The 24,419-nt window shown below is 40.6% G+C and carries 25 protein-coding genes and 3 pseudogenes; 27 read left to right on the top strand and 1 reads right to left on the bottom strand.

Going from position 1 to position 24,419, the window contains the following annotated elements; translation table 11 throughout:
* Positions 1 to 31 precede the first annotated feature (31 nt).
* From MKZ13_RS22350 to MKZ13_RS22320, 7 genes are all read left to right on the top strand, one after another.
* On the top strand, positions 32 to 1,138 hold the full coding sequence (locus MKZ13_RS22350; RefSeq protein ID WP_339178269.1) for a pentapeptide repeat-containing protein: 1,107 nt from the start codon (positions 32 to 34) through the stop codon (positions 1,136 to 1,138).
* Complete coding sequence (locus tag MKZ13_RS22345) at positions 1,138 to 1,653, top strand: hypothetical protein (RefSeq protein ID WP_339178266.1); 516 nt, start codon at positions 1,138 to 1,140, stop codon at positions 1,651 to 1,653. Before MKZ13_RS22350 ends, MKZ13_RS22345 begins: the two co-directional genes overlap by 1 nt.
* Before the next feature lie 15 nt (positions 1,654 to 1,668).
* Positions 1,669 to 2,103 (top strand): DUF4280 domain-containing protein, encoded by a 435-nt coding sequence (locus MKZ13_RS22340; protein WP_339178265.1) that lies wholly within the window; start codon positions 1,669 to 1,671, stop codon positions 2,101 to 2,103.
* 2 nt (positions 2,104 to 2,105) lie between these two features.
* Complete coding sequence (locus MKZ13_RS22335; RefSeq protein WP_339178264.1) at positions 2,106 to 5,525, top strand: DNA/RNA non-specific endonuclease; 3,420 nt, start codon at positions 2,106 to 2,108, stop codon at positions 5,523 to 5,525.
* Between the two features lie 17 nt (positions 5,526 to 5,542).
* On the top strand, positions 5,543 to 5,998 hold the full coding sequence (locus tag MKZ13_RS22330) for an immunity protein YezG family protein (protein ID WP_192269227.1): 456 nt from the start codon (positions 5,543 to 5,545) through the stop codon (positions 5,996 to 5,998).
* A 140-nt stretch (positions 5,999 to 6,138) separates the two neighbouring features.
* Positions 6,139 to 7,380 (top strand): HNH endonuclease, encoded by a 1,242-nt coding sequence (locus MKZ13_RS22325; RefSeq protein ID WP_339178260.1) that lies wholly within the window; start codon positions 6,139 to 6,141, stop codon positions 7,378 to 7,380.
* Positions 7,381 to 7,403: 23 nt separating this feature from the next.
* A complete protein-coding gene (locus MKZ13_RS22320) occupies positions 7,404 to 7,874 on the top strand; it encodes an SMI1/KNR4 family protein (RefSeq protein ID WP_339178259.1) in 471 nt (156 codons plus the stop codon).
* 482 nt (positions 7,875 to 8,356) lie between these two features.
* Here MKZ13_RS22320 and MKZ13_RS22315 read toward each other — a convergent pair whose 3' ends face one another.
* Entirely contained in the window at positions 8,357 to 9,313 is a 957-nt protein-coding gene (locus MKZ13_RS22315) for an IS30 family transposase (RefSeq protein ID WP_339178257.1), read from the bottom strand.
* Positions 9,314 to 9,497: 184 nt separating this feature from the next.
* On the opposite strand from MKZ13_RS22315, the gene MKZ13_RS22310 reads away from it, so the two are divergent.
* The 20 genes and pseudogenes from MKZ13_RS22310 (at position 9,498) to MKZ13_RS22215 (ending at position 24,399) form a co-directional block, all read left to right on the top strand.
* On the top strand, positions 9,498 to 10,031 hold the full coding sequence (locus tag MKZ13_RS22310; protein WP_339178255.1) for an SMI1/KNR4 family protein: 534 nt from the start codon (positions 9,498 to 9,500) through the stop codon (positions 10,029 to 10,031).
* A gap of 427 nt (positions 10,032 to 10,458) precedes the next feature.
* The gene (locus MKZ13_RS22305) at positions 10,459 to 11,154 is read left to right on the top strand and encodes a hypothetical protein (RefSeq protein ID WP_339178253.1); all 696 of its coding nucleotides are present in this window, start codon (positions 10,459 to 10,461) and stop codon (positions 11,152 to 11,154) included.
* A 2-nt stretch (positions 11,155 to 11,156) separates the two neighbouring features.
* Positions 11,157 to 11,603 carry a hypothetical protein gene (locus MKZ13_RS22300; protein ID WP_133385604.1) on the top strand — a complete coding sequence of 149 codons (447 nt, stop codon included), beginning with the start codon at positions 11,157 to 11,159 and terminating at the stop codon, positions 11,601 to 11,603.
* 26 nt (positions 11,604 to 11,629) lie between these two features.
* Positions 11,630 to 12,019 carry a hypothetical protein gene (locus MKZ13_RS22295; RefSeq protein WP_339178251.1) on the top strand — a complete coding sequence of 130 codons (390 nt, stop codon included), beginning with the start codon at positions 11,630 to 11,632 and terminating at the stop codon, positions 12,017 to 12,019.
* Between the two features lie 278 nt (positions 12,020 to 12,297).
* Positions 12,298 to 12,873 carry a hypothetical protein gene (locus MKZ13_RS22290; protein ID WP_339178248.1) on the top strand — a complete coding sequence of 192 codons (576 nt, stop codon included), beginning with the start codon at positions 12,298 to 12,300 and terminating at the stop codon, positions 12,871 to 12,873.
* A gap of 104 nt (positions 12,874 to 12,977) precedes the next feature.
* Positions 12,978 to 13,454, top strand: coding sequence for an SMI1/KNR4 family protein (locus tag MKZ13_RS22285; RefSeq protein WP_339178246.1), 477 nt, complete (start codon positions 12,978 to 12,980; stop codon positions 13,452 to 13,454).
* Between the two features lie 145 nt (positions 13,455 to 13,599).
* On the top strand, positions 13,600 to 13,833 hold the full coding sequence (locus MKZ13_RS22280) for a DNA/RNA non-specific endonuclease (RefSeq protein ID WP_276324000.1): 234 nt from the start codon (positions 13,600 to 13,602) through the stop codon (positions 13,831 to 13,833).
* A gap of 11 nt (positions 13,834 to 13,844) precedes the next feature.
* Positions 13,845 to 14,333: an immunity protein YezG family protein gene (locus tag MKZ13_RS22275; RefSeq protein WP_339178244.1), complete on the top strand. Its 489-nt coding sequence runs from the start codon at positions 13,845 to 13,847 to the stop codon at positions 14,331 to 14,333.
* 704 nt (positions 14,334 to 15,037) lie between these two features.
* The gene (locus tag MKZ13_RS22270) at positions 15,038 to 15,445 is read left to right on the top strand and encodes an HNH endonuclease (RefSeq protein ID WP_339185433.1); all 408 of its coding nucleotides are present in this window, start codon (positions 15,038 to 15,040) and stop codon (positions 15,443 to 15,445) included.
* Positions 15,406 to 15,846: an SMI1/KNR4 family protein gene (locus MKZ13_RS22265; protein ID WP_339178243.1), complete on the top strand. Its 441-nt coding sequence runs from the start codon at positions 15,406 to 15,408 to the stop codon at positions 15,844 to 15,846. Before MKZ13_RS22270 ends, MKZ13_RS22265 begins: the two co-directional genes overlap by 40 nt.
* 76 nt (positions 15,847 to 15,922) lie before the next feature.
* Positions 15,923 to 16,285: pseudogene (locus tag MKZ13_RS22260) on the top strand (HNH endonuclease); the annotation flags it as partial.
* A 15-nt stretch (positions 16,286 to 16,300) separates the two neighbouring features.
* Positions 16,301 to 16,768, top strand: coding sequence for a DUF2004 domain-containing protein (locus MKZ13_RS22255; protein WP_339178241.1), 468 nt, complete (start codon positions 16,301 to 16,303; stop codon positions 16,766 to 16,768).
* Positions 16,769 to 16,941: 173 nt separating this feature from the next.
* The gene (locus MKZ13_RS22250) at positions 16,942 to 18,570 is read left to right on the top strand and encodes a hypothetical protein (RefSeq protein WP_339178238.1); all 1,629 of its coding nucleotides are present in this window, start codon (positions 16,942 to 16,944) and stop codon (positions 18,568 to 18,570) included.
* Between the two features lie 29 nt (positions 18,571 to 18,599).
* Positions 18,600 to 18,876, top strand: a pseudogene (locus tag MKZ13_RS22245) (hypothetical protein).
* Between the two features lie 16 nt (positions 18,877 to 18,892).
* Positions 18,893 to 19,594 carry an SMI1/KNR4 family protein gene (locus MKZ13_RS22240; RefSeq protein WP_339178236.1) on the top strand — a complete coding sequence of 234 codons (702 nt, stop codon included), beginning with the start codon at positions 18,893 to 18,895 and terminating at the stop codon, positions 19,592 to 19,594.
* A 1,113-nt stretch (positions 19,595 to 20,707) separates the two neighbouring features.
* Positions 20,708 to 21,304: pseudogene (locus MKZ13_RS22235) on the top strand (HNH endonuclease); the annotation flags it as partial.
* A gap of 17 nt (positions 21,305 to 21,321) precedes the next feature.
* Positions 21,322 to 21,789: a DUF2004 domain-containing protein gene (locus tag MKZ13_RS22230; RefSeq protein WP_339178234.1), complete on the top strand. Its 468-nt coding sequence runs from the start codon at positions 21,322 to 21,324 to the stop codon at positions 21,787 to 21,789.
* Positions 21,790 to 21,962: 173 nt separating this feature from the next.
* Positions 21,963 to 23,174 carry a hypothetical protein gene (locus MKZ13_RS22225; RefSeq protein WP_339178232.1) on the top strand — a complete coding sequence of 404 codons (1,212 nt, stop codon included), beginning with the start codon at positions 21,963 to 21,965 and terminating at the stop codon, positions 23,172 to 23,174.
* The gene (locus MKZ13_RS22220; protein WP_339178229.1) at positions 23,171 to 23,899 is read left to right on the top strand and encodes a hypothetical protein; all 729 of its coding nucleotides are present in this window, start codon (positions 23,171 to 23,173) and stop codon (positions 23,897 to 23,899) included. Before MKZ13_RS22225 ends, MKZ13_RS22220 begins: the two co-directional genes overlap by 4 nt.
* A 2-nt stretch (positions 23,900 to 23,901) precedes the next feature.
* Positions 23,902 to 24,399 (top strand): hypothetical protein, encoded by a 498-nt coding sequence (locus MKZ13_RS22215; RefSeq protein WP_339178226.1) that lies wholly within the window; start codon positions 23,902 to 23,904, stop codon positions 24,397 to 24,399.
* Positions 24,400 to 24,419 lie beyond the last annotated feature (20 nt).

The following is a 24,419-nucleotide window of genomic DNA, read 5'->3' as shown; positions in this document are numbered from 1 at the left end:
ATGTATTTGTAGTCGAGGGAGGGGGGAGCAAATGAACCGAAAGGATTCGTTGAAGCACTTTTATGCCGATCAGGTGGAGCCAGAGCGAGTCAGGCTGATGGAGGATTTAAGGCGTACCTTAGAGAGCAGATCAACCGAATTGACGGCAGAATATATGGAACATTTCAGAGAGTTTATTAAAGAAGTTGCGCTTGCTCAAGAGGTTAGGACAAAAGGGGAAATCGCCTACATCCAGTACTCTATATTGCGAACGGAAGTACTGGGTGGGGCGATGAATGTGCTGGTTGAGGCTTGTGATTCGTCGTGGTTGCTGGACCGCAGGCCAGTTCGAGCGTTCTATTCTGCACAATGGGCCTACGAATGTGTAGAACGGATGATCGAAAGATTGAAACAGACTTTAGCTTCTTATCAAGGTGCCGTGACGGTTGTGGAACTGGAAGGTATTCGGTTGCAGCAGGTACCTTTGGTGAACCGGTATCTCGTCTATTTCATCCGACGATGCGGCTATTTGCTAGAAGACATGGAATTGCATTTGCAAATGAAACTTGAACAGAACTTCGAAGTACGTGTTGGGGAGTATCTTGATGCGAGCGAATGCGTATTCCGATTGGATCAGAGAGAGCGAAGCATTGAAGAAATTGGCGAGGAACTGGAGGAAAGCAATGGTATTGCTGTTATGTATGCGCATTTTCAAGGACTGAGTATGGCGGAAATGGAGTGCAGCGATTTGGACTTTCGTTTCAGCAGATTTGAGAATATAGATTTGAAATTGACGGATTTTCAACGTTGCATGCTTGTGGGCACACGCTGGCGGAATTGCGAAATGGAAGGAGTGAACTTCTCAAATAGTCTTATTTATGGAGCGGATTTCAGTGGTTGCTCCCTACAAGGGGCTGTATTTAGAGGTGTAGTTGGAGATATAGGACACCCAGAGGGGCTTGTACAGGGACCTGGGTATGATGCAGTTAACTTCAAGAATTCAAACCTGAAAGGAGCAGATTTTAGAGGGGCTGACCTTCGAGGTGCCAACTTCAGCGGAGCTAATCTGGTAGATACACTGTGGAATAATGCCAATATTGAAGGGGCGATTTTTGACAATGCCGAAGGGAGGACAGGGTTATCCAATACTTTCGCTTAATGGCAGATTCGAGATGGATTCATCGCGCTGAGACTGAGCCCGTAGGTGAACTTCAGCGAAGGGTATGGAGTCAGGCTTTTCAAGATTCCAACATCGATCTTACGGCGATCAGCTTGAATGTCCGCGGTGGAGTTCATGTGGATTATACAGATTATATGGAACATCCAATTCCGCTCGTATCAGATCGTTTACTTGAAGTGTTAACACTATATCAGCCCAGTCTGAAGCGCAGGGCGGCTGTCCTTACGGACAGGGAGCGTATGACCCAGGAAACATATTGGGCGATTCATCCGCCAGAACTTGCAAATGTGCTGTCACCTCATACAAAGCGGCGCATGGACGGCAGTTTGGAACAGCTCGTCCTTAGACGAGAAATGGTGGAGGTTCCTTTGTTCCAATTAGTGGACCTGCGCGAAACGGTCATGATCGTGAATCTTGCATTGGCAGAGAGTATTCTGCGGCGGGATATCACAGGCGTACGACTGGTGAAGCTGGAACAGGAGCTAACAGCTTAGAAGGGAGATAATCGGATGGCGCAAAAACAAGAATTAGACACGCAGATTCAAAGTGCTGGAGATGCACCTAAAAGCTATGTCGTTGCTGGCGCAATCTTGAAATGCAACTGTGGTACACAACGAACACGTTTGAAAATTCCATTTAGTCATGGGGTTTACATTAAAGGTAAGGCACAAATGACGGTCGAGGATTACATTCCCGGCATACATATCGGTTCTTTCGGCAACTGCTCCAATCCACTGAATCCTGCTGTAGAGACCAGTACCATGGTCGATATTTATGGAGTCAAGAAAGCCCCATGTATGCCCGTTTTGACCATGTCCTGGCTACATGGCAAGGGAGATACCGAGGTAGAAGGGAAAGCAGCCCTGCTCAGCCAATGTACACATAAGTGTCTGTATGGTGGAGATATCGTGATTGAAGATGACGGGCAGCAATTGGATTTCTAGCCATGGACGAATTGACAAAGGTTCTACAAGATCGTATTGGATACGAACAACTTCGTCTGTATTGGCCATATAAGGCCCAATGGTTGGAAGAAGTACGCATTACACGCCAAGTGAACGAGCACGCGAAGTTGTACGTTAGTGGAGTCGTTCCTGAAGAGGATGGCCCGGGTATCCTTCGAATTCAGGCTGAAGGGGAACCGATTGTGCTCAGGCAAGTTGATGAAGCAGGAAAGTCTGTAAGACGTCTCTTCCATGGTGTCATGACGTCTCTTAAGGTTCATCTCTCTGGAGGAATATATCGATTTGAGATCGAAGCGTTATCTAATACATATCAGATGGATATTCATATTGCAGAACGCGCGTTCCAAAACAGAGGTTGGACATTTGGAGATCTTGTTCGATTCATCATGAAACCATACCGATATTCTGACGTCATAGATCAGGTAACGGGGAATACCCAATTAAGCGGACTTGTTTTACAATATAAAGAAACCGACTGGATGTTTCTGCGAAGGCTCGCATCCCGGTTTGGCACGTTCTTGGTTCCTGAAGTAACGGCTGCCTCACCCAAGATCTTTTTTGGTCTACCCACAGGAAGGTTATGGAAATGGCCGCAAGATCAATCCTATCGTGTCCGGAAAGAACTGGGAGAAATGCGATGGTATGGTCCGGAGGTTGAGGAGAAATATGTGATTCGAAGTCCCAAGGGTAATCAGGGTATTCTACAGTACACGATGGACAGTGCCGAAACCTATGCGCTGGGTGACAAGGTTGAATTTCCTGACGGCAGGGAGCTCACGGTCGTTGAAGCTATATCGCGCCTCGAATCTGGTCTACTGATGACCTCCTACCGTATGATGTTGGAAGAGCAGATGCGTACACCGAGATGCGAGCTTTCAGATCTGATCGGTCTGTCCCTGTACGGAGAAGTTGTCCGGGTGATACAGGATCACGTACAAATCCAATTGTCTATGGACGATGGCCCAATGATTCAAGGTGCCTCATGCCCATATCCAGTAGTACCAATCTATGCAGCGGAAGGACATAGCGGGCTGTACATGATGCCAGAGATCGGGGACACCGTAGAACTGTATTTCCCCGAGAGTCTGGAATCCGGAGCGTATATTCGCCATTCCGTTCCGGAAAGCAAACGTTCTGTTGGAGGTGGCACGGAGCATAAGGTTATGGGTCATCCAGCTGGGCCTTCGGTCGGCATGTCGCCTGAGGAGGTGAAGGTGCAGGCAGGATCAGGTCTGACGATCACCCTTAACGATCAGGGCGTAGTATTGTCCAGTCCTGGTAACCTTTCGATTCAGGGAGGCAACATTGCGCTGGACGCTGGACAGATTCAGGGTTCTTCGCCAGAAGCGATCTGGCTGATGGGCGGAGGGAGCAGCTTCATACTGGATGGACAGGCCGATGTACGCGCAGCCCAGATTCAACAGGAGGGTAGCAACAAGGCGCCTGTGCACGTTGCTGATTTACCTCCAGAGCCAGAGCCGCCACTGATCCCACTGGAGCAATACGAAGCGGCTCAGGCTGCGGCGCTGGCTGCCAAGACAGAAGCCACCGTGCAGGCATCCACAACGAGCATGAAGGAAGCGTCTTTATTTGGCGCAGCGTTAGCCATTACGGCTATGATTCCCATCGTGGGTACCTTGGGCGGAGCCCCTGCTGCAATAGCTCAAGGCGTAGGTATTGCTTCTGTAGCAGCAGGTGTGATCTCAAGTGTACCGAAAGTGGGATCATTCAAGCCTTCGGCTCGTAGCTTATGGGATCAAATGAAAGCCGGGTTCATCCAATTCGTCCAAGATGAGCAGGATGCCAAGCGCAACTTACTCGGCAAGGTGCTGACAGCAGCTCGCGAATTATCTACGGCAACGTCGTTTCCTGACTTTATTAAGAAACTGCATCAGCAACATCAGGAGATTAGTACATTCGTCCATCAGATTTCTGAACCGGTTAAGAAAAAGTGGGTGTATCAACAACAGCAGGCGAACATGGAAAAGGGCTACCGTATGGCATATGATTACGAATGGAAAATATGGAAGCCCGTGGGCGAAAATGGGGATAGCGACCATGCCGCCATGCAAGCGTATGAGAAGGATAAAGGTAGCCTGGATTATGCCACGCTGAAACAGGACCCACATCCCGTGGAACCTGTGCAGGATATATACCAACTGCAGATTAAGGCGTTTGAGTTGGGGATTCACCCCTTTACAGGTGAACCCGTTTCAGATTCCTATGCCCAGATGATGATCACTATGCTCAAATGGAATCAAGTCGGTATGGGCGTGCAAATGGTCGTGGGCAGCATGTACAGTGGCAAGAGTATGTCTAAGAGCCCAGCGATGAACTCGGCAACCAGCCAGATGATGAGAAACATCCAGAATGCGGAAGCGGCGAGTAAGAAGACGAGTGTAGGTAACGGGTTAGCCACAGCGAAGTCATTTATTCAGAAAAAATGGGAAGAGAGTCAGCGGGTCGGTATTGTCCCGGGGGGCTTCTTATCGAATCATGATTCGAAAAAACCAAGTTCAGGCACCTTATGGAAAACCAGCGGTGAAGATGGAGTTGGTTCCGATGCCGGGAAACCGCCCAAGACAGCACCCGAAACTCCGAAGCCGACGGTGAAACCCGGCTCAACCGCCGGGCCTGAGAAACCAGGAGGCTCAAAACCAAACTCTTCGAATAAGGACAAAGACGGTTCAAGTGCGAAGCCGAAAGATGCAACACCGAAGCCAGAAAGTTCGAAATCGAATCCGGTTAACAATAAAACACCGAATGAAGTGAATACCTGGAAGCCGTCTTCAACGAAGGATAAAGATGTGTCTAAGCCAAAAGACGACACTAAGCCTTTACAGCCAAAGGAAAATGATGCTAAACCTAAGGAAAATCAAGAAGGTCCTGAGGGGACGGGTAAAGAATATTCAATAAGTAACGATAAAACATTAGTAGGTGAAAACGAACAGTATACAAACGGAAGAAAAAACAAGTTAAAGCCTAATATTAGCTATAAAACTGGCGAGTATGATTATTTTTATGAAACAGATGGGAATAGTAGAATTACTAAGTTTGAAACGGACAGCTTACAATTAACTAAGAGAACTGGCAGATTATCTCACAGCAGAAATACACCAGGAAAAATAAAAGGAAAAGATGAGGCAGGTCACTTAGCAGGTGATAGGTTTGGAGGATCACCTAAAGTCGATAATTTAGTTTCGCAATTATCAGAGGTAAATCAGAAAAAATTTAAGAAACTTGAAAATAAATGGGCTGTTGCTCTGAAAGAGAAACCTCCTAAAAAGGTAACTGTTGAAATTGAAATAGTTTATTCAGGTAATAATATGCGCCCAGACAAATTTATAGTGAAATACACTATTGATGGTAAGCCAGGAAGTGCAGAATTTAAGAATTTTTAAGGGAGTGAAATGTAGTTATGAAAGATTTCGAAGGAAGATTTAGTGAATTGCAAGCAGATATGGTATCTATATGTATGGAGTATGTTGAAGATCGAACCGATAAAGTATATATTTATGCTTCATGTGAAGACGATATGATATCGAGCAGTTTCTTTTATTTAATTAATAATAAGTATTTAGAGTCTCATAAGGTAAATGATGCATTGGAAGATGCGGACGAAAGTTATGATGTGTCCACGGAAAGACAGTTTATGGTATTGAAAATTATCAATGATAATATCGGGAAAATTGAAGAATTGTGCAATGAATATGAAAAAGACATGCCAACGGAGATGAAATTAATTTATGATGCTACTAGTGGGAAATTTCAGGCTGAATACAAATATGATTTAGTGCACACAAATGATGAAATAAAATCGGCTGATGATTTTGCCGATGAATGGTTTGAAGAGGTACAACGTAAAAATCTATAAAATGAGAATTATTGCGTTACGATGATTGGATGCTACAGTTGATTGAATTAGGGTCTTTCACTTTTTTTTGAGATAGTAGATAACTAAACAACGAACAATACCGCAATACAAGCTATCGGCCTGTATTGCGGTATTGTTCGTTGTTATATCAAATAATATATAATCCTGTTTTAACGCAGCTCAAGGCGTGTGAGCTGGGGATTCACCCCTTTACAGGAGAGCCTGTTCCAGATTCCTATGCCAAGATGATGATCACTATGCTCAAATGGAATCAAGTCGGTATGGGCGTGCAAATGGTCGTGGGCAGCATGTACAGTGGCAAGAGTATGTCTAAGAGCCCAGCGATGAACTCGGCAACCAGCCAGATGATGAGAAACATCCAGAATGCGGAAGCGGCGAGTAAGAAGACGAGTGTAGGTAACGGGTTAGCCACAGCGAAGTCATTTATTCAGAAAAAATGGGAAGAGAGTCAGAGAGTTGGTATTGTCCCGGGGGGCTTCTTATCGAATCATGATTCGAAAAAACCAAGTTCAGGCACCTTATGGAAAACCAGCGGTAAAGATGGAGTTGGTTCCAATGCCGGGAAACCGCCCAAGACAGCACCCGAAACTCCGAAGCCGACGGTGAAACCCGGCTCAACCGCCGGGCCTGAGAAACCAGGAGGCTCAAAACCAAACTCTTCGAATAAGGACAAAGACGGTTCAAGTGCGAAGCCGAAAGATGCAACACCGAAGCCAGAAAGTTCGAAATCTAATCCGGTTAACAATAAAACACCGAATGAAGTGAATACCTGGAAGCCGTCTTCAACGAAGGATAAAGATGATCCTAAACCGAAGGATAATCAAGAAGGTCCTGAGGGGACTGTTAAACCTGAGAAAGTCTCCTTAGATAATATTAATGACTTTGTTCTAGGTAAAAAGAAGTTTGAAGAGATTATAGATGATTATGCTAAACTTTATGTTGAAGTTATAAATATTAAAAACTGGTCTTGGAAAAAAAACATACCAGGTGGAACAAAATTGACAGCTACTCAAAGAGCTCTAATAAAACAAAAAGCAGAGATTCTTGGATTAATACCAAAAATAACTGTAACTAAAGTTCCAGGATTAAAATATGGTTTTGCTGATTTTGAGGGAGCTGGAGTAGTTGTACATGTTGATGAATTACCAAAAAGTCTTTGGTTGAAAAAGGATGGGCCTCAGTTTGAATGGCTAGACGCAAGGCTTCCTGATAATGTAAGGGAGCTGGTGGAAAATGGGACGTATACCTGGCATCACACTGAAACACCTGGTAAAATGCAATTAGTACCGTTTGGAATTCATAATATCACTTTACACAATGGGGGAAGAACAACTGGATTATGGGCAGATGCCCCTAGATAGTGCAGTAATAGGAGGAGAATGAAATGAAAATAAAGTCCAATTCGATTATTTTACCATTGCCACCTCAAAAATTAATCTCTGAAAATGAAATAGCATGGAGAGTTACGTTACCTGTTGATTATAAAAAGTTTATCGAATTAAATAATGGAGGTATTCCGGAAGAATCAGTTTTCGAATGTAATAACCACTCTTATAAGTTAACTAGATTTCTTTGCATTCTAGAAGATCCAGAAGAAACAGAATTAGGAATGTTCGATATAGATGTAACTTGGACGCAATTAGATGAAAGACTTACAGATGATGGTGATCTAATTGGAGTGGCTTTATTACCAATTGCAGTTTTATTTGCTGGTGATTTTCTTTGTTTAGATTTTCGGAATTCAAGAGAAAATCCGATAGTTTGTGTATGGGATCATTCGAATTCAGGTGAGTTTGATCCAGTATGCTATCATGTTGCAGATAGTTTTGAAGAGTTTACAAGCCTGCTTCAATAGTTATTCTTCAAGTCTATAAAACAGTTTTTAGAATTTGAAGTAGATCCATATGTATAAACAACCACGCCACAATGCGAGCTTCACCGCCGTGTTGTGGATTCTTTATTCGCGGCAATAAGTAAATAATGCAATAGGCAGCTATTCAAAAATCCCCCACCCAGTGCCGAATAAGTAGGACGGCTGATTTCAAGTATACTTAACCCACGTAATACCCGTATGACGTCCGAATCGGATAAAGGGTTCACCTTCCAGTTGCTCAGAATTCAGGTCTTAGTATTGATCCAGACCGCCGGTTTAGATTTAAATAGACAAGGAGAATAACTATGGCGAATATGGATCGAACTAATGAGAAAATAACTATAAATGAAATTCTTGAATTTGAAGGTCAATATGTTCTTAGGCTTCCTGAGCAGTATATTAATTTCTTACTTAAATATAATGGAGGGTATCCTGAAGCATCAACTTTTAAGATTGACAGATTGTCAAACCAAGTGCGACAGTTCCTCTGTGAAAGATTCGTGAGCGGTTCTCCAACCCAAGCATTTTCGTGGTCTGTGGTTTATTAGATCTAGTGAACTGGCAAGATCTTCATCCTCGACTTGAGCGAGATCGGTGCCTTTCGGGAAAAACTCTCGAAGCAATCCATTCGCATTCTCATTGGAACCGCGTTGCCAAGACGAATATGGATCAGCAAAATAAACGTGCAGGTCATGGCTTGTTTCCAGATTGGCATAGCATGCAAACTCCTTTCCCCGGTCAGCCGTGGCTGTGAGGAAAGTGCCTGTGGGATACTGTGAGATGGCTACACCAAGCGCAATTTCCATGGACAAAGCGGTGCGATCAGGCATGAGAATGGCGGTATATAGACGGGTTTTGCGTTCAATGAGTGTGGCTATGTATCCTTTACTTTTCCCACGACCCGATACGACAGTATCCAGTTCCCAATGCCCAAATGCTTCACGAGAAAGAACCTCTTGGGGACGATCCGAAATGGATCTACCAATGGGAAATTTACCGCGAGTTTCTGCGGGTTTCTGACGCTTTCCTTTGTGTCGGAGAACCTGTAACGTGCCTTGAACCAATCGACCTGCATAGATCCAGCGATAGATCGTTTTTAAGGATACTGCTGGCAAGCCTTCGGTACGGAAGCGTTGATTGATCTGTTCCGGAGACCACGTTGCCTTCAGTTTTTCCTCCAGTGAAGCAGCTAAAGTGTCTGACCATTTACCTGAAGAGACAGAGGATTTACGACGCTTCTCATAAGCGTTCTGAGCGTGTTCTGCCTGATAAGGATACGATGAATTAGCCCGATATAATTCACGGCAAATCGTGGAATAATGCCTCCCCAGTTCTTTTGCAATAGCTCTTGAGCTTTTGCCTTGTCTGTGGAGGATTTCTAGCTTGCTACGTTCGATTATGCTAAGATGTGAATAACTCATGGACTGATTCTCCTTGTGTGAATGCTGGTGTGGTAACTTTCATTCTACACGAATCAGGCTATGAGCCATTTTTTTATTTAAGTAAGGGTGTCGCACTTCATATTACAATCCGTCCTGGTGTGAAATTCATTGGACTAAACAGAAATAAATACAATCAATATCACTTGTGTTGGAGAGAAGAACTATGAGTTATAACGTAAAGTGGTCAGATCAAACAAATCTAGATATCCAAAAAATAATTGAGCTAGAGAGAAAATGGAATATCCAATTTCCCAAGAAATATGTCGATATTGTATTAAATCATGACGGTTCAGTGCCTTATGTTATGAATGAACAGGGGGAGTGGGATGCTGGAATTGTAGAAGTACCAGGGAAATTAGCTTGGAATATTCAATTACTTTCACTAATAGAAAAAGAAGTGCTTGGGGAAATTATTTCTCCTATCGAACTAGCATATAGTACTTTGAGTGAGGCATTGCCTCCAAGAGTGTTTCCTTTTGCGATTAATGGAGCTGGTGATAAATTTCTATTTGATTATCGAGAAGATGAGAATATACCTAAAATCGTTTACCAGAATCATGAGGATGTTATCTTAGAATCTGAAATTACAGAGGAAGAATTAGAAGAGAAATCACTTAATGATTGGCAGAGTGAAACATTAGACTTCGTGTGTGAATCTTTTGAAGTTTTTCTTAGTGTAATTTCACCAGGAAACTAAAATATCTTTCAAGCGTGTTTTATAAACTACATTTACACACCTAACTGAACATTGAAAAATCCCCCCAGCATAAGAAGAGGCTACTGAAAAAGTCTCTTTCAAAAAAACGAGCCTATAGAATCGCTTCTTAGGCTCGTTTCGCGTTCCTCGAATCATACTTTGACCCCTATCTTCTCGTCGAACCATAATTCGAGAAAACCAAGTTTAAGCACCTTATGGAGAGCCAGCAGTGAGGATGAAGTCGTTTCCAATGCCGGGAAACCTCCAAAGACTGCAGCCGAAACTCCGAAGCCGACGGTAAAACCGGGTTCAACCGCCGGGCCTGAGAAACACCTTCTTCGAAAACGAATGAACCTAATGTACCGACAACGCCGAAAAACAGCACGACATCGAAGACGAAACCAGAAAAAATTAAACGCCGAATGAAGTGAATACGTGGAAGCCATCTCCATCTAAGAAAAAGGACGAAGGTAAACCGCAAGCCGATACGAAACCGCCTAAATCATCCGAACCGGAGAAATCGCAGGAGAGTCCGAATATAAACAAACCGAAGGATAATCCGGAAGGCACTGAGGGGACGGGTAAAGATTTACTGTCTTCCAATGGAAAGTTTAAAGATTCTAAGTTAGAATCGGATTATCAAAAGTATCTTGCTCGTAAATCTAAAGAGGGGAAACCACCACGAGATCGGTTGGAGTGGAAAAAGGCCAGAGATTACTGGTTGAATGATTCGCCAATGGCTAGAGGCAATGCATTCAATAAAAAGTCAGTTGTGGAAGAATGGTATCCATGTAATGAAGTACATTTGAGTAATGGAAAACGTTTGGATTCATACGATCCTATAAAAGGCGAGATAGTATCAAGAAAAGCGACTGATTTAGCAGATATTGAGTTATCTACATTTGAGAGTTATTTAAAGGAAATGAAGGTGAAGTACGAGCCGGGAACAATAATTAGAACAGATAAATACGCTGATTTTAAACCTCCAATTGACGGTCAACCACTTAAGGGAAAACAAATACTTGAGATTCCTGCGTCTAATAAGAACTTTTCAGGGATACAAGATTACATTGATTTGGCAAAGAATAAATATGGGATCGAAATCAGATTTAGGGAGGAGTAAATATGATAGATAAACATACTAAATACACTTTTGAGAAGATAAAATTTATTGAAAGGTATAAGAATCTAGCCACAAAGTATCAATTTAATGTTAGTGAAAGTTTCGAAGACTATGAAAGTAACCAAGTAGTAAAAATTATTAGTGAATTAGGGTACGAGTCCTCGTTTAATAAGAAGGAAAAGTTTTTTAAGATTACAGAAACGCAGAATAATTATAAGTTTCAATATGTTATTTCTTTAAAATATGGTGTAGCTGAATTTATATGGTCTCTATGGGAAAATTCCGAACTTAAGATTGGTGGGACATGGGGAATATTAAAAGAACAACTAGATGGTCTGGAAAATGATAAAGTAAGGAAGCCGATATTCCGTAATTACGAAGAATTGAAAGAATTATTAGCTGATGCATTTTTAATTTATGAAGACTTTAAACGAGAGTATATGCACTAATGAAAAACGATTGAGAGGTTTGTATCATGGCGATTTCAATATATTACTCAGCAAAACGAAAGGAATCATTAACAGATGTCGAAAGAGACCTTATAAAGAAATTGATTTCCGAGTATTCGGTACAACAAGAAATTGAAAAATTCAACAATACAGGAGAAGGATACAATTGGACTGGTTTTGATGTATATGATCTGAAAGATTCGTCTGATCCGGAGATTATTTTTGAAGGTTCTACACAGTTACCTGATAACATGGATGATGCAATCTGGGAAGGTGTTCAGCATTGGACTGCTTTACTGTCACAAATACGATGTACTGTTTTGAATACTGAATGGTATGTGGCGGTAGAAGATCATGTTCTCAAATGGGATGAGGAATATTTAGAATACGATTTATCCCCACCCAGTGCCGAATAAGTCGGGCGGCTGACTTCAAGTAGACTTAACCAATGTAATACCTGTATAAAGATTTCTACATTCCGTTGGTACGCACATCAAATGCTTTAATTTTATAACCTAAATAACGCTATTCCGTTACATTGAACAGGTCGATTATGGTCAGATACCACCATAATTGATCTGTTTTTTTTGTTATGTTCTTGGAAAAAGAATGAAGGAAAAGGAAATTTAACGACAACGTCGAAACCAAGTACGACACCAAAGACGAATCCAGAAAAAAAGAAACACCTAATGAAGTGAATACCTGGAAACCGCCAACGAAGAAAAAGGACGAAGGCAAACCGCAAGCCGATACGAAACCACCTAAATCATCCGAATCGGAGAAACCGCAGGAGAATCCGAATAAACCGAAGGAGAGTCTGAAAGGTACAGAGGGAACGGGTAATAGTGGCAGTGTTGACAGGACAGCTAACCTTGAAAACATAAAAGATTTTGCAAAAGGTAATAAAAAATTTAATGAGGTTCTTGATGATTATGCTTTTATATATGGGGATATTGTAAAATCAAATAAAGTGTGGTCATGGCAAGATGACTTTGTTGGTAAATTAAATTCAGACCAAAGAAGTATGATTAAACAGAGAGCCTTAGAATTACATTCTGATATTCCTACGATTCAAGTGAAGAAGATTCCAAGATTGAAATTTGGATATGCAGACTTTAAAGGGGCAGGTGCAGTATTGCATGAAGATGTATTACCAAAGGACCTTTGGAAGGCAACAGAGGTTGTACAATTCAAGTGGCTGAACGCTAGATTACCAAATAAAGTACAACCAGAAGAACAATTTGTCACCATAATGAGGAAGGCGGATTGATGCAACTTGTACCTTTTGGTATTCATAATATTACAAAGCATAATGGAGGAAGAACAAAGGGACATTGAGCAGACGCCCCAAGACATTAATTTGAGAGGTGAAATATGTTAAAAATAAAAAATAACAGTATAATTTATCCGCTTCCAGGTAGTAATTTAATTAAGCGTGTAGAAGAGAATTTTGAAATCGAGTTTCCTAAAGATTTTATAGATTTTATATCGGAAAGCAATGGATCTATTCCAATAACTAGATTTTTTGAATTTAAATCGAATAGATATGTGGTTGATCGTTTTCTTTGTTTATTGGACAAGCCAAGCGAGCATGATAAAGGTATGTATGATATTAAGGTTGTTTTCAGTCAATTGGATGAAATGATACTCTCTGATGGAGATATGACAGGTGCTGAATTAGTACCAATTGCAGCTCTATTTGCAGGAGATTTCGTTTGTTTAGACTATACTGAAAGTAAAATCGATCCAGTTGTTTGTATATGGTATAATGAGGAATCAGATGAGTATGACCCAGTTACAGAAAAGATTGCAGATAATGTTAATCGTTTTCTTGATATGCTAGAAGAATAGGTTCTTCTTATAATGCAATCATATGACAAAAATAATTAAAAGGCTTATTCCTACTCAAACAATGAGTCAGGAGTGAGTTTTTTTAATGTTTATGAAATGGATATATCGAAGACAGCACCCGAAACTCTGAAGCCTATGGTAAAACCTGGTTCTACCGCCGGACCTCAGAAACCAGCAGGCTCAAAACAAAGCTCTGGCGGTGAATATGGAGTCTAAATGGGCGGATGCGTTGAGAGAGATACCTCCGAAAAAAGTTACTGTAAAAATTGAACCAGTTTATTCAGGTACTTCAATGAGACCAGATTCCTTTGAAGTAACTTATCAAATTGAAGGAAATAGGCCAGTACAAAAAACTATTAAAAATCAAGCTGGAGGTTGATTTCGTTGAGCATGGAAAAAGAGATGAATCAAATATATAATCAAATAGCTGAAACAGTTAATGAAATGATCCCGGAAGAATGGGGGAAATTTCATTACTATGCACAAATTTCTGAAACCGGGGGCGGGACATACTTTTTTTATAACACACCTGAGGATGTGGAAAATTTTAAATATAGTTTAGAAATCCCTCTTTATTATCATGATTATAGAGCTCAATATAAAATCAAAGGCAGAGTGCTGCTTGAACTGAGTGAAAAACTAAGAAAGAATTTTCTAGATAATGAACAAGAACCTTGGTATTCCTTCACATTATCTATTGATAGGAATGGGAAATTCAAGATTCATTATGACTATACAAATTGGTTTGATACGAAATATAGCTTTAATGACCAGCTACTTATTTGGGAATATAAATATTTGGGTAACATACCAGGGAATGAAAAAAGCAGACAACTAATAGATAGGTATCTAGAAGAGTATCCCAATAATCCGATATAAACCCATTATAATGAGTGGGAGTATGAGCTTTAAAGATACTGTCAAATGAGTCAGATGATTGACTCTAATTTTATATTCTGAAAGCTACTTTTTAGTTACATTAAACAGGTTGATTATGGTCTGATACCACCGTAATTGACCTGTTTTTTTGTTTCTTAGTTTTCTTGCGTTTCAAATTTACTCACAACTGTAGATGAGCTTAATTTTGCATATTCCGTAGTAGACATAACAGGAATAGACAAAAAGAAATTTTAAGCACATTGTAGTTCGAATGGAGATAACAAGGCAAAAGACTATGCTGATTTCTCGTTAAAGCTACCTAAACCAAAGTATGAGGCCACTCTTGCACCTGATAGGGGTGGAAATATAAGAAAAAGAGATAACACTTTCTTCGAAAACGAATGAATCTAATGCAACGAGAACACCGAAAAGAAGCATGACATCGAAGACGAATCCAAAAAAAATGCTGCTCATGGAGGAAATATATGCCAAATATGGATGGTAATTCGGAAGAGATACAAAACCACCCAAGCCACCAAAACCAAAGGTAGAATAGGATACAAACAATCCGAAGGAAAAAACGGAAGGCACTGAGGAGACGGGTAAAGGTAAGAAGTTAGAACTGTCGGATTTGACATAAGAAGTAATGGAAACGAAGCCAATGAATTTCCTATCCCTAAAAAAGGTAGGATAAAGGTGGACATATTTCAATTGATGGGAATGGAACATGGACATATACTAACAAAAATGGAATATCGGTTAGTTATCCTAATGGGTGTCCTGACTTTTCAGCATTTTACCATCTAACTATTAAACCAGCAGTAACAATAGAAATTACTATTCCTAAAAACCCTCAGGCGGACTCCAAGAAGGCGAACTTAGAAGCAGGACTAAATAAGGATTCTGATCCACCAGTTACTGAACTAAATCAACCTCCAACTGGGTACACTTGGCATCATCAAGAAGATGGAAAGACAATGGTTCTTGTTCAGAAGGATATCCATAGGGACTTTAGACATATAGGTGGTCAGTCTACAGTTAACGGAAAAAATGATTATAAAGGAGAATTACCATGGCAACGATTTATAACACAAATAAAAAAATTAAATTAAAAAATATTGAGGAATTTGAAGCAAAATATGCTGTCTTGCTTCCGGTTCAATATCGCGATTTTTTGCTTGAGTATAACGGTGGTAATGTAAAGCCAAATGTTTTCAAAATTTCAGATGATGAAGGAGAGACTGCTCTCAACACACTTTATGGGCTAGATATCAATGAATCCTACGATGAGTTATCAAGTGTGTTTGACTCATTATATGGCGAAATCCCAAACGAATTTATATCTATAGGTGATGATTCTGGAGGAAATCAAATTTGTCTGGGAACTAGCGAAGAGTATGCGGGGAAAATATATATTTTACTTCATGATATAGAACCTACTGAGAAGATGAGCAATATGTTTCTTATATCTGATTCTTTTGATAGCTTTTTAGATAGTTTATATGAAGTTTAATCTTTAGAAAATGACGGATGCAGAAATGCTAATTTCAACTTGAATTATAAGTCGAAATCGGCTTTTTATTTGTCTGATCCCTGATCTTTCACCAGTAGCTAAAGCAGAAGTGCAAATTGAGTATATGTTAGGTGGAAAAGGCACATACGGAGGAGCAGCGAGAAGAGCTAATTTTGCTCAATCAGATCAAAGGTTAGCTGAACAACTTAATAATTCTCCTGAAATAGCACGCCAATTTGGTATGGAGTCTGGTAAAATTACTGCTAAAGATATAAAGATTTATCGAGATGGAAATAAACTAACATGGCACGAATTAAATGATGTTAAAACAATGCAGCTAGTACCTACAAAGATGAATAGTACTTTTGGGCATCTTGGAGGTGTGGGAGAAATGAATGCAGGAGCGTTTGAACCTGGGGGATTCTCTAATAAACAATAAAGAGGGGAGTACACAATGATAAAAAATGATCCTGTTTTTGGAGTGCTCGAATATAACTATGGTTGGACTAGGAAGACTATGTTTCAATTATTCGGAGGAGAACTTGGAATTACATTGATGATTGATGGAGATGAAGATGGAAGATTTGATGAAAAACAATATTCGGCATATCAATCATTGATACAAGATTGGAAACAAGTGCAATTTAACTTATTACAACCTATTTTGGATTATTACATACAAAAAAGAAGTGAATTGGGTTATGATGTTGCGTTTAATGAGAATTATCCATTAGTTGAAACAACAACTCAATTGATGAAGATGATTACTTTAGAGGGGATTGTTGTTCCGTATGGAGACATTAATGAAGAACGTGACATTGGAGTTCTTTTTAGTTGTACATGGGATTCAGAGAATGGTTTAGGGTTGCGTTTATTAGACGAAGAAATAGCTGATGTAGGATACCAAGATGTTGCAATTTGATACCAGGCTAATTAAATCGTATAGCACAACCATATCCAACGAACCCAACATTAGATGATTCAAACATTTGATTAACATTCAAAAGCTCTTTCTTACTTGATTTATGAGTTGGAGAGAGCTTTTTGCGTGTCGAAAATAACTAATGGCTGCTTGGCGGGGGTGGTAGCTTCATTTTGGACGGGGAGGCCAACGTACGAGCAGGTCTATTGCAACAGGAGGGCAGCAACAAAGCGACTGTTCATGTGGCGGATCTGCCTCCGGAGCCGGAGCCACCGCTGATGCCGATTGAGGAGTACGAAGCGGCTCAGGCCGCAGCAGCCGCAGAGGCTGCTGCAGTGACGCAGGCATCAACGACGAACCCGAAAGATGGATCGTTGGCTGGAGCTGCATTGGCCATCACTGCTATGATTCCGATCCTGGGAGCTCTAGGGGGGATTGCTGCTCAGACAGCCATCGGCGTAGGCATTGCTGCCGTTGCCACGGGTCTCATCGCGAGCGTGCCGAAGATAGGCTCCTTCAAGCCTTCGGCTCTGAATTTGCTGGACCGATTTACGAATGGATTTGCTGAACTGCAACAGCAGGAGAACGAAGCGAAATGGACGATGCTGGGTAAAATGTTGACGGCCGCCAAAGAGTTGACTACAGCGACTTCCCCCATTGATCTACTCAAGAAGTTGCATCAGCAGCATCAGGAAATTAGTGCCACATACTATGATATTCCAGCTTATATTCGAGAGAAATGGACGAAACAACAGGCGGATCAGGAACTGAAAAGTTCGCTGGATTTTTTCAAGAAAGTGATGAAAAACCCGGAGCAGTATGATGTCCTTTTCGTAAATCCTTATTTTGCAAATATTACCTTCGACATAGGCAGGCCTCATATCACGGTAGAGGAACTGGGCAGTTATGACTATTGGGAGACTCAAGAGCTAAGTCTCGAAGAAAAGAAGTTTTTATCCTGGAGAATCAAGCGTACGACAATGAGCAATGAAGAATTAGCTGAACTTGATGGATATAACCAACTAGACGCCATGCAAAAAGGGATGGATACGCAATTTGGTATGAATCGCAGAGGAGGTTCAGCAGGTGGTTCTGCAGGCCTCGTACGGTCCATCCCGCAGGCAAACGGAACAATGTCGCCCAAAACTAGCAACAATGCATTTAAGACTATGATGCCCAAAGTGAAGAGTTTTTTCAAAAAACAATGGAAAAAAAGCCAGATGATGCATGCTGTTTCTTGCGGAGGAAGTCGTTGGAGCAATAATAAGACGAACAAAACAGGTGAGACGGCTTCGGGGAATGGAAAGACAGCAAACAGTGGGGGAGGATCAACCTCTAAGCCTGTAGAGAACCCGCCGAAGTCGAAAACAGGTTCGGGTAGTTCACCTTCTTCGAAAACGAAAGAACCTAATGTACCGACAATGCCGAAAGATAGCACGACATCGAAGACGAAACCAGAAAAAAATGAAACGCCGAATGAAGTGAATACGTGGAAGCCATCTCCGTCTAAGAAAAAGGACGAAAGTAAACCGCAAGCCGATACGAAACCGCCTAAATCATCCGAACCGGAGAAATCGCAGGAGAATCCGAATACAAACAAACCGAAGGATAATCCGGAAGGCACTGAGGGGACGGGAGATTCTGGGACACCGCCTCGTTATGGAGATAGACAAATTACTGATAAAGAATATAAAATATTGAGAGATGAGACGCCAACACCAGAGCTAAGAGACAAGGTTAACGAGGGACACAACAAAATGTGGAGACAAAGGACGAAGCAATACCCGGAAAAACTTTTATAGGTTCTTTAGAAGCAGACCATATCGTACCAATGAATAATATAACTAAAATGGACGGTTTCGGGAAATTAACAAAATCACAACAGCTTGAAGTTCTTAATAATCCAGATAACTTTATTGGATTAAGCAAGTCAGCCAATACTTCAAAACAGTCAAAAATTTGAAGAATGGACTCATTATAAAAAAGGAAAGAAAGGTGAAATTGAAATCGATCCTGAATTCAGACAAAGAATGATGATTATTGAAAGAGAAATAGAAAGGAAGCTACAAAAGCAAATAGATGATTTGAATAATTTGAATAACAAGTAGGGAGTTGAAAATTTCAATGGATGATAAACTGAAGCATTTAAGAAAATATAACCAAGAGATAAGATTGCTTACTCATGAAGACATCAGTAGTATTGCAATTAACCAACTTCCAGATGATTGGTATGATATTTTTAAAGAACAAGATAGCACAGTCAGAATAAAAAGAATTCTAGGAATTTGGAAAGAATATTTACGGATAGAATTACGCAACACAATATCTTATTTAAGCGAATTTCTTGTAGATGTTGAATTAATGCAATCAGGTGAGGATTTTTCGGTTCTATATACAATCAAAAATTCTAAGGGAAACATACTATATTACGAGGGACGTAATCCACAGGATCAATTTAACAATAATGAATTACGTGAAGTTTGGGAAAAAATGCCCAACTTAATTCAAAAATTCTATGAAGAAGTTCACAATGGTTTTTATTACTATGCTAGTGAATCTATGGGGCTAGTTCCTATCAAGTCTGTAACGTTTCTAGGAGACGAAGATTTAGAATGGGGGATAATTGATGAATTAGAAGAACCCATCGGGATTAATTTAGAATCATCTTTTGGTTTTTTCACAAATGGTATGGGAACGTATATAGTAATAGACTATCAAAATTGTAATAATAATAATGCGACTTTTTGGTCATCAAAAAGACAACCGAATTATAATATAAATTTTTGGAGCTATGTAGATGAATGGATTGTAATTGGTTTTGAATAGTTGTTTAATATATATGAGCAGTTACTAAATTTGTAAATAATTTTTACAATAATAACTTATTTTTGGAGTTACTATTCTGATTTATAAATTGCCGCAATGGGAGTTAACTGCCCAAGTCTGTAAAATAGATTGTGTACACTCTTTAACAGATTCAAGCTTGGAGCAGCTACCAAGTGCCGAATGACTCCATCATACAACCAATAACACATATAACCCATGTAATACCCGTATAAAAGATTTCGCTATTTTGTTTGTACGCACGGAAAAAGAGCGTCATATCCAGTTGTATATTTAGTTCAAAGATAAGTCAGACAGGCTCCAGTTATTTGACTGGGGCTTATTTGTTTTGAGGTTTTTTAGAAAGGGTTAATCTTGCGTTTTAAAATTCAAAACTTTGATCAACCATATAATGCATAAAGTTTTTAAGATTTATATTCAGTGAAAAAATATGAAAAATGACAAAAGATTTGGATAAACAGCATGGAGTCCGGGTTGCTCATGACTGCACATCGTATGATGCTAGAAAATCAAATGACGAAATGTAAAAAAGGCCTGGATGCGGAATTTAATTTTAAGGGCAGAGGAGGTTAGGCAGCTGGTTTTTTAGGCCAAGGCCGACATCCACAGGCAAGTGAGACAACGCCGCCTAAAGTGAACATGAGCCCATCTTCGTCCATCGTGCCCAAAGTGAAGACATTTGTCCGAAAGTATTGGGAAGACAGTCAGAAGATGGGGATCGTGTCGGGTGGAGGAAGTCACTGGAGCAATAACAAGAAGAACAAAACGGGCGAGGCTGCTTCTGGAGGCAGTAAGACAGCAAACAGTGAAACAGGATCGACCTCCAAACCTGTAGGGAACCCGTCGAAACCGAAACAAAATTCGGATAGCATACCTTCTTCGAAAATGAATGAACCTAATGTACCGACAACGCCGAAAAATAGCACGACATCGAAGACGAAACCAGAAAAAAATGAAACGCCGAATGAAGTGAATACGTGGAAGCCATCTCCATCTAAGAAAAAGGGCGAAGGTAAACCGCAAGCCGATACGAAACCGCCTAAATCATCCGAAACGAAAAAACCAGAGGAGAATACAAATAAACCGAAGGATAAACTTGAAGGCACTGAGGGGACGGGAAAAGGTGAAGATACTCCGCCTGCTTTCAAGCAAACTGAATTTGCCAGTTCTTATGAAGCAAGACTTAATCAGACACCTGCACCTGGGAATCCAAGAGTTGGTTTTGAAGGAACTAGGGGCGAAACTAAGTGTACTCTTAAGCCACCACCTGATCCTGAATTGAAGAAAATATTAGACGAAGCAGGGATTGATGGTATAGATTATAAGAATGCTGTACCTGATCTTTCACCTGTAGCAAAAGCGCAAGTAGAAATCGAATATATGCTAGGTGGCAAAGGAACTTATGGAGGAAAAGCCAGAACGTATAATTTTGCACAGTCAGATAAGAAGCTAGCTGATCAGCTTAATAATTCTCCAGAATTAGCAAGTCAATTTGGCATGAAGCCTGGTGGAATTACAGCAAGAGATATAGAAAAATACAGAGATAAAAATAAATTAACATGGCATGAGTTAAATGATGTTAATACAATGCAACTTGTCCCAACAAAGATAAACAGTACATTTGGACATCTTGGCGGTGTTGGGGAAATAAATGCGGGTGCGTTTGAACCTGGAGGATTTGCGAAAAAATAATAGGGGGAGATTTTAAAATGAAAATTAATGATTCAGTTTTTGGCGAACTCGAATTTGATTATGTTTGGACTAAGGGCACTACTATTAATTTTCTTGGAAATGAAACCGAAATATCACTCATTGTTAAAGGGGATGAGGACGGTAGATTTGATGAAGAACAGTATTTGGCATATCAAGCATTAATGAAAAATTGGGATCAATTGCAGCAAAGCTTCTTGCAACCAATTTTAGAATATTATCAACAAAAGCGTTATGAACTAGGTTATGATATTGCTCTTAATGAGAATTATCCTTTAGTTGATACAACCGACCAAATTCTTCAGATGATTGCTCTAGATGGAATTGTGGTCCCATATGGCGATATAAGAGAAGGTCGAGATATTGGAATACTTTTTAATTGCACATGGGATTCAGAGAATGGTTTAGGGTTGCGTTTATTAGATGAAGAAATAGCTGATGTAGGATACCAAGATGTTGCAATTTGATACCAGGCTAATTAAATCGTATAGCACAACCATATCCAACGAACCCAACATTAAATGATTCAAACATTTGATTAACATTCAAAAGCTCTTTCTTACTTGATTTATGAGTTGGAGAGAGCTTTTTGCGTGTCGAAAATAACTAATGGCTGCTTGACGGGGGTGGTAGCTTCATTTTGGACGGGGAGGCCAACGTACGAGCAGGTCTATTGCAACAGGAGGGCAGCAACAAAGCGCCTGTTCATGTGGCGGATCTGCCTCCGGAGCCGGAGCCACCGCTGATGCCGATTGAGGAGTACGAAGCGGCTCAGGCCGCAGCAGCCGCAGAGGCTGCTGCAGTGACGCAGGCATCAACGACGAATCCGAAAGATGGATCGTTGGCTGGAGCTGCGTTGGCCATCACTGCTATGATTCCGATCCTGGGAGCTCTAGGGGGGATTGCTGCCCAGACAGCCATCGGCGTAGGTATTGCTGCCGTTGCCACGGGTCTCATCGCGAGCGTGCCGAAGATAGGTTCCTTCAAGCCTTCGGCTCTGAATTTGCTGGACCGATTTACGAATGGTTTTGCTGAGCTCCAACAGCAGGAGAACGAAGCGAAATGGACGATGCTGGGTAAAATGCTGACGGCCGCCAAAGAGCTGACCACATCGACTTCGGTGACCGATTTCTTTAAGAAGTTGGAACAACAGAACAAGGAGATTAGCCTTGCTTATGAGCAGATTCCGAGTTACTTCCGTGAGAAGTGGGCGCGTGAAAAAATCCAACGTGACTTGCAGAAGTCGCTGGAATTTTTCAAGAGTGTGGAGAAAGACGATGTTCAACATCAAACCTTCTTTTCGCCCTATTACCAAGAAATTTCATGGGCATTAGACAGGGCGGGCATATATCATAATATTACCGTCGAGGAAGTAAAACATTATGATTTTTGGTTGCGTCAGGACCTGACATTGGAACAGATGAAATATCTGACACAGTTGATTTACAATCCGATTAGCGATGAGAAGTTCGTAGAGATGATCTACGATTATGAAATGCATCGCGATTTAATAGAGAACGGAACGATGACTGGTGGTAATCTAAGGGTCAGGACGCCAGACATTGAAGGAAAGGTCATGCAAGTTGTTGGTAACGGATTTAAAAAAGCAGCGACATTTGTAAAGAAGAAATGGACAGACGGCCAGAAAATGAGGATCGTTTCTGGGGGAGGAAGCGATTGGAGCGGGGATAAGTCGAAAAAACGGGACAAGCAAGTTCTGGTGGTAAAACAGAAGGTGAACCTGAAACTAAACCTAACCAAGCGGGTAGTGATCAGAAGCCACCAAAACAGAAACCAAAAGATACCGAAACTAAGACGAATCCAGAAAAAAATGCTACTCCAAATGAAGTGAATTCATGGAAGAAATCTCTGCCAAATAAGGTTGAGGGTAATTCTGAAGCGGATACTAAACCACCCAAGCCACCAAAACCAGAGGGAGAACAGGATACAAATAAACCGAAGGGAAATACGGAAGGCACTGAGGGGACGGGTAAAGATTCAGTTAATATTCCAAAGATTGATTGGAGTAAGTACAACCGTGTAGATAATTATAAACCGACTTTTGAAACTATACCTGATGAAGCAAATCATAGGCTTGCATCAAAGCACTATGATGAGATCAGAAGTGTGGGTATGGAAGATATTGAACAGGTTGCAAAAAATACTGGTTTATCAGTAGAAGAAATAAGGGCAGTGAAGCAACACATTTTTCTTGATTCACATAAAATACCATTGAGTGATAAAAGCTATCGAGTAGGTCACTTTACTCCAGATGCTGATTTTGGTTACGCATGGAAGCAAGCACAAAAAGAGAAAGCGTTAACACTTTCACAAAAAGAGTGGTTACAACAAATGATTAAACATGAACTTACGGAAATTAAACTTATGAAGCAAGGATATCCATATAAAAACCCTAATGCATACAATTCTGACTCGAATACCTTTGGTTCTGATCCTCCAGGAGCACACGATGCAGCTGAGCCTCAACCTAGAGGTGAGTTTGATGGGGCGTTTAGCTATAATCTTAAAGAACAAGGTAAAATAGAAAAACAATTAGAAAGAGAAAAAGGAGAATGAATGTGGGATATTTAAGTCAGGCAATTAAACGTATTTCCTTAATAGATTGGGGTTGTCTTGGAGAAAAGGAATTCGTGTCACAGAGTTATTTGTGTAGAGAATATTTAAGAAGAGCAACCAAATTTTTAAAGAATTATCCAGGTACTTGTATACCTCCTTTTATTATGATTTCAAATTCGATCATTGAGCCACAAGAAAACATTGAAATGATTGAAATACTGAATGAAATAAATAATTCTTACCACAAAGCTCTCGTTACGAGTTACCTTGAATTATGCGCTCTTATTGATGAAAAAAATCCAATAGCTATGGATAATAAGGATTTGTTTGAGCCAGCAATAAAGCTATATGAAAGGGGTGGCTTTTTTTATAGAAGGGAAGGATATTTATATATAAATGGTAATTCTATTATAATTGCAGATGTTGCTTGGGATGAAAAGGAACCATTAGATATTAGTGATGAAATCTTGGATGCGCTAGATAATCGGTCTGCCGAGTGAACTATTTTTACATTTTAAAT

It is taken from the genome of Paenibacillus sp. FSL R5-0701 (genome assembly GCF_037973995.1).
Taxonomy (GTDB): domain Bacteria; phylum Bacillota; class Bacilli; order Paenibacillales; family Paenibacillaceae; genus Paenibacillus.
Note: the sequence above shows the minus strand (reverse complement) of the source record. Positions and strands in the feature narration are given on the sequence as shown.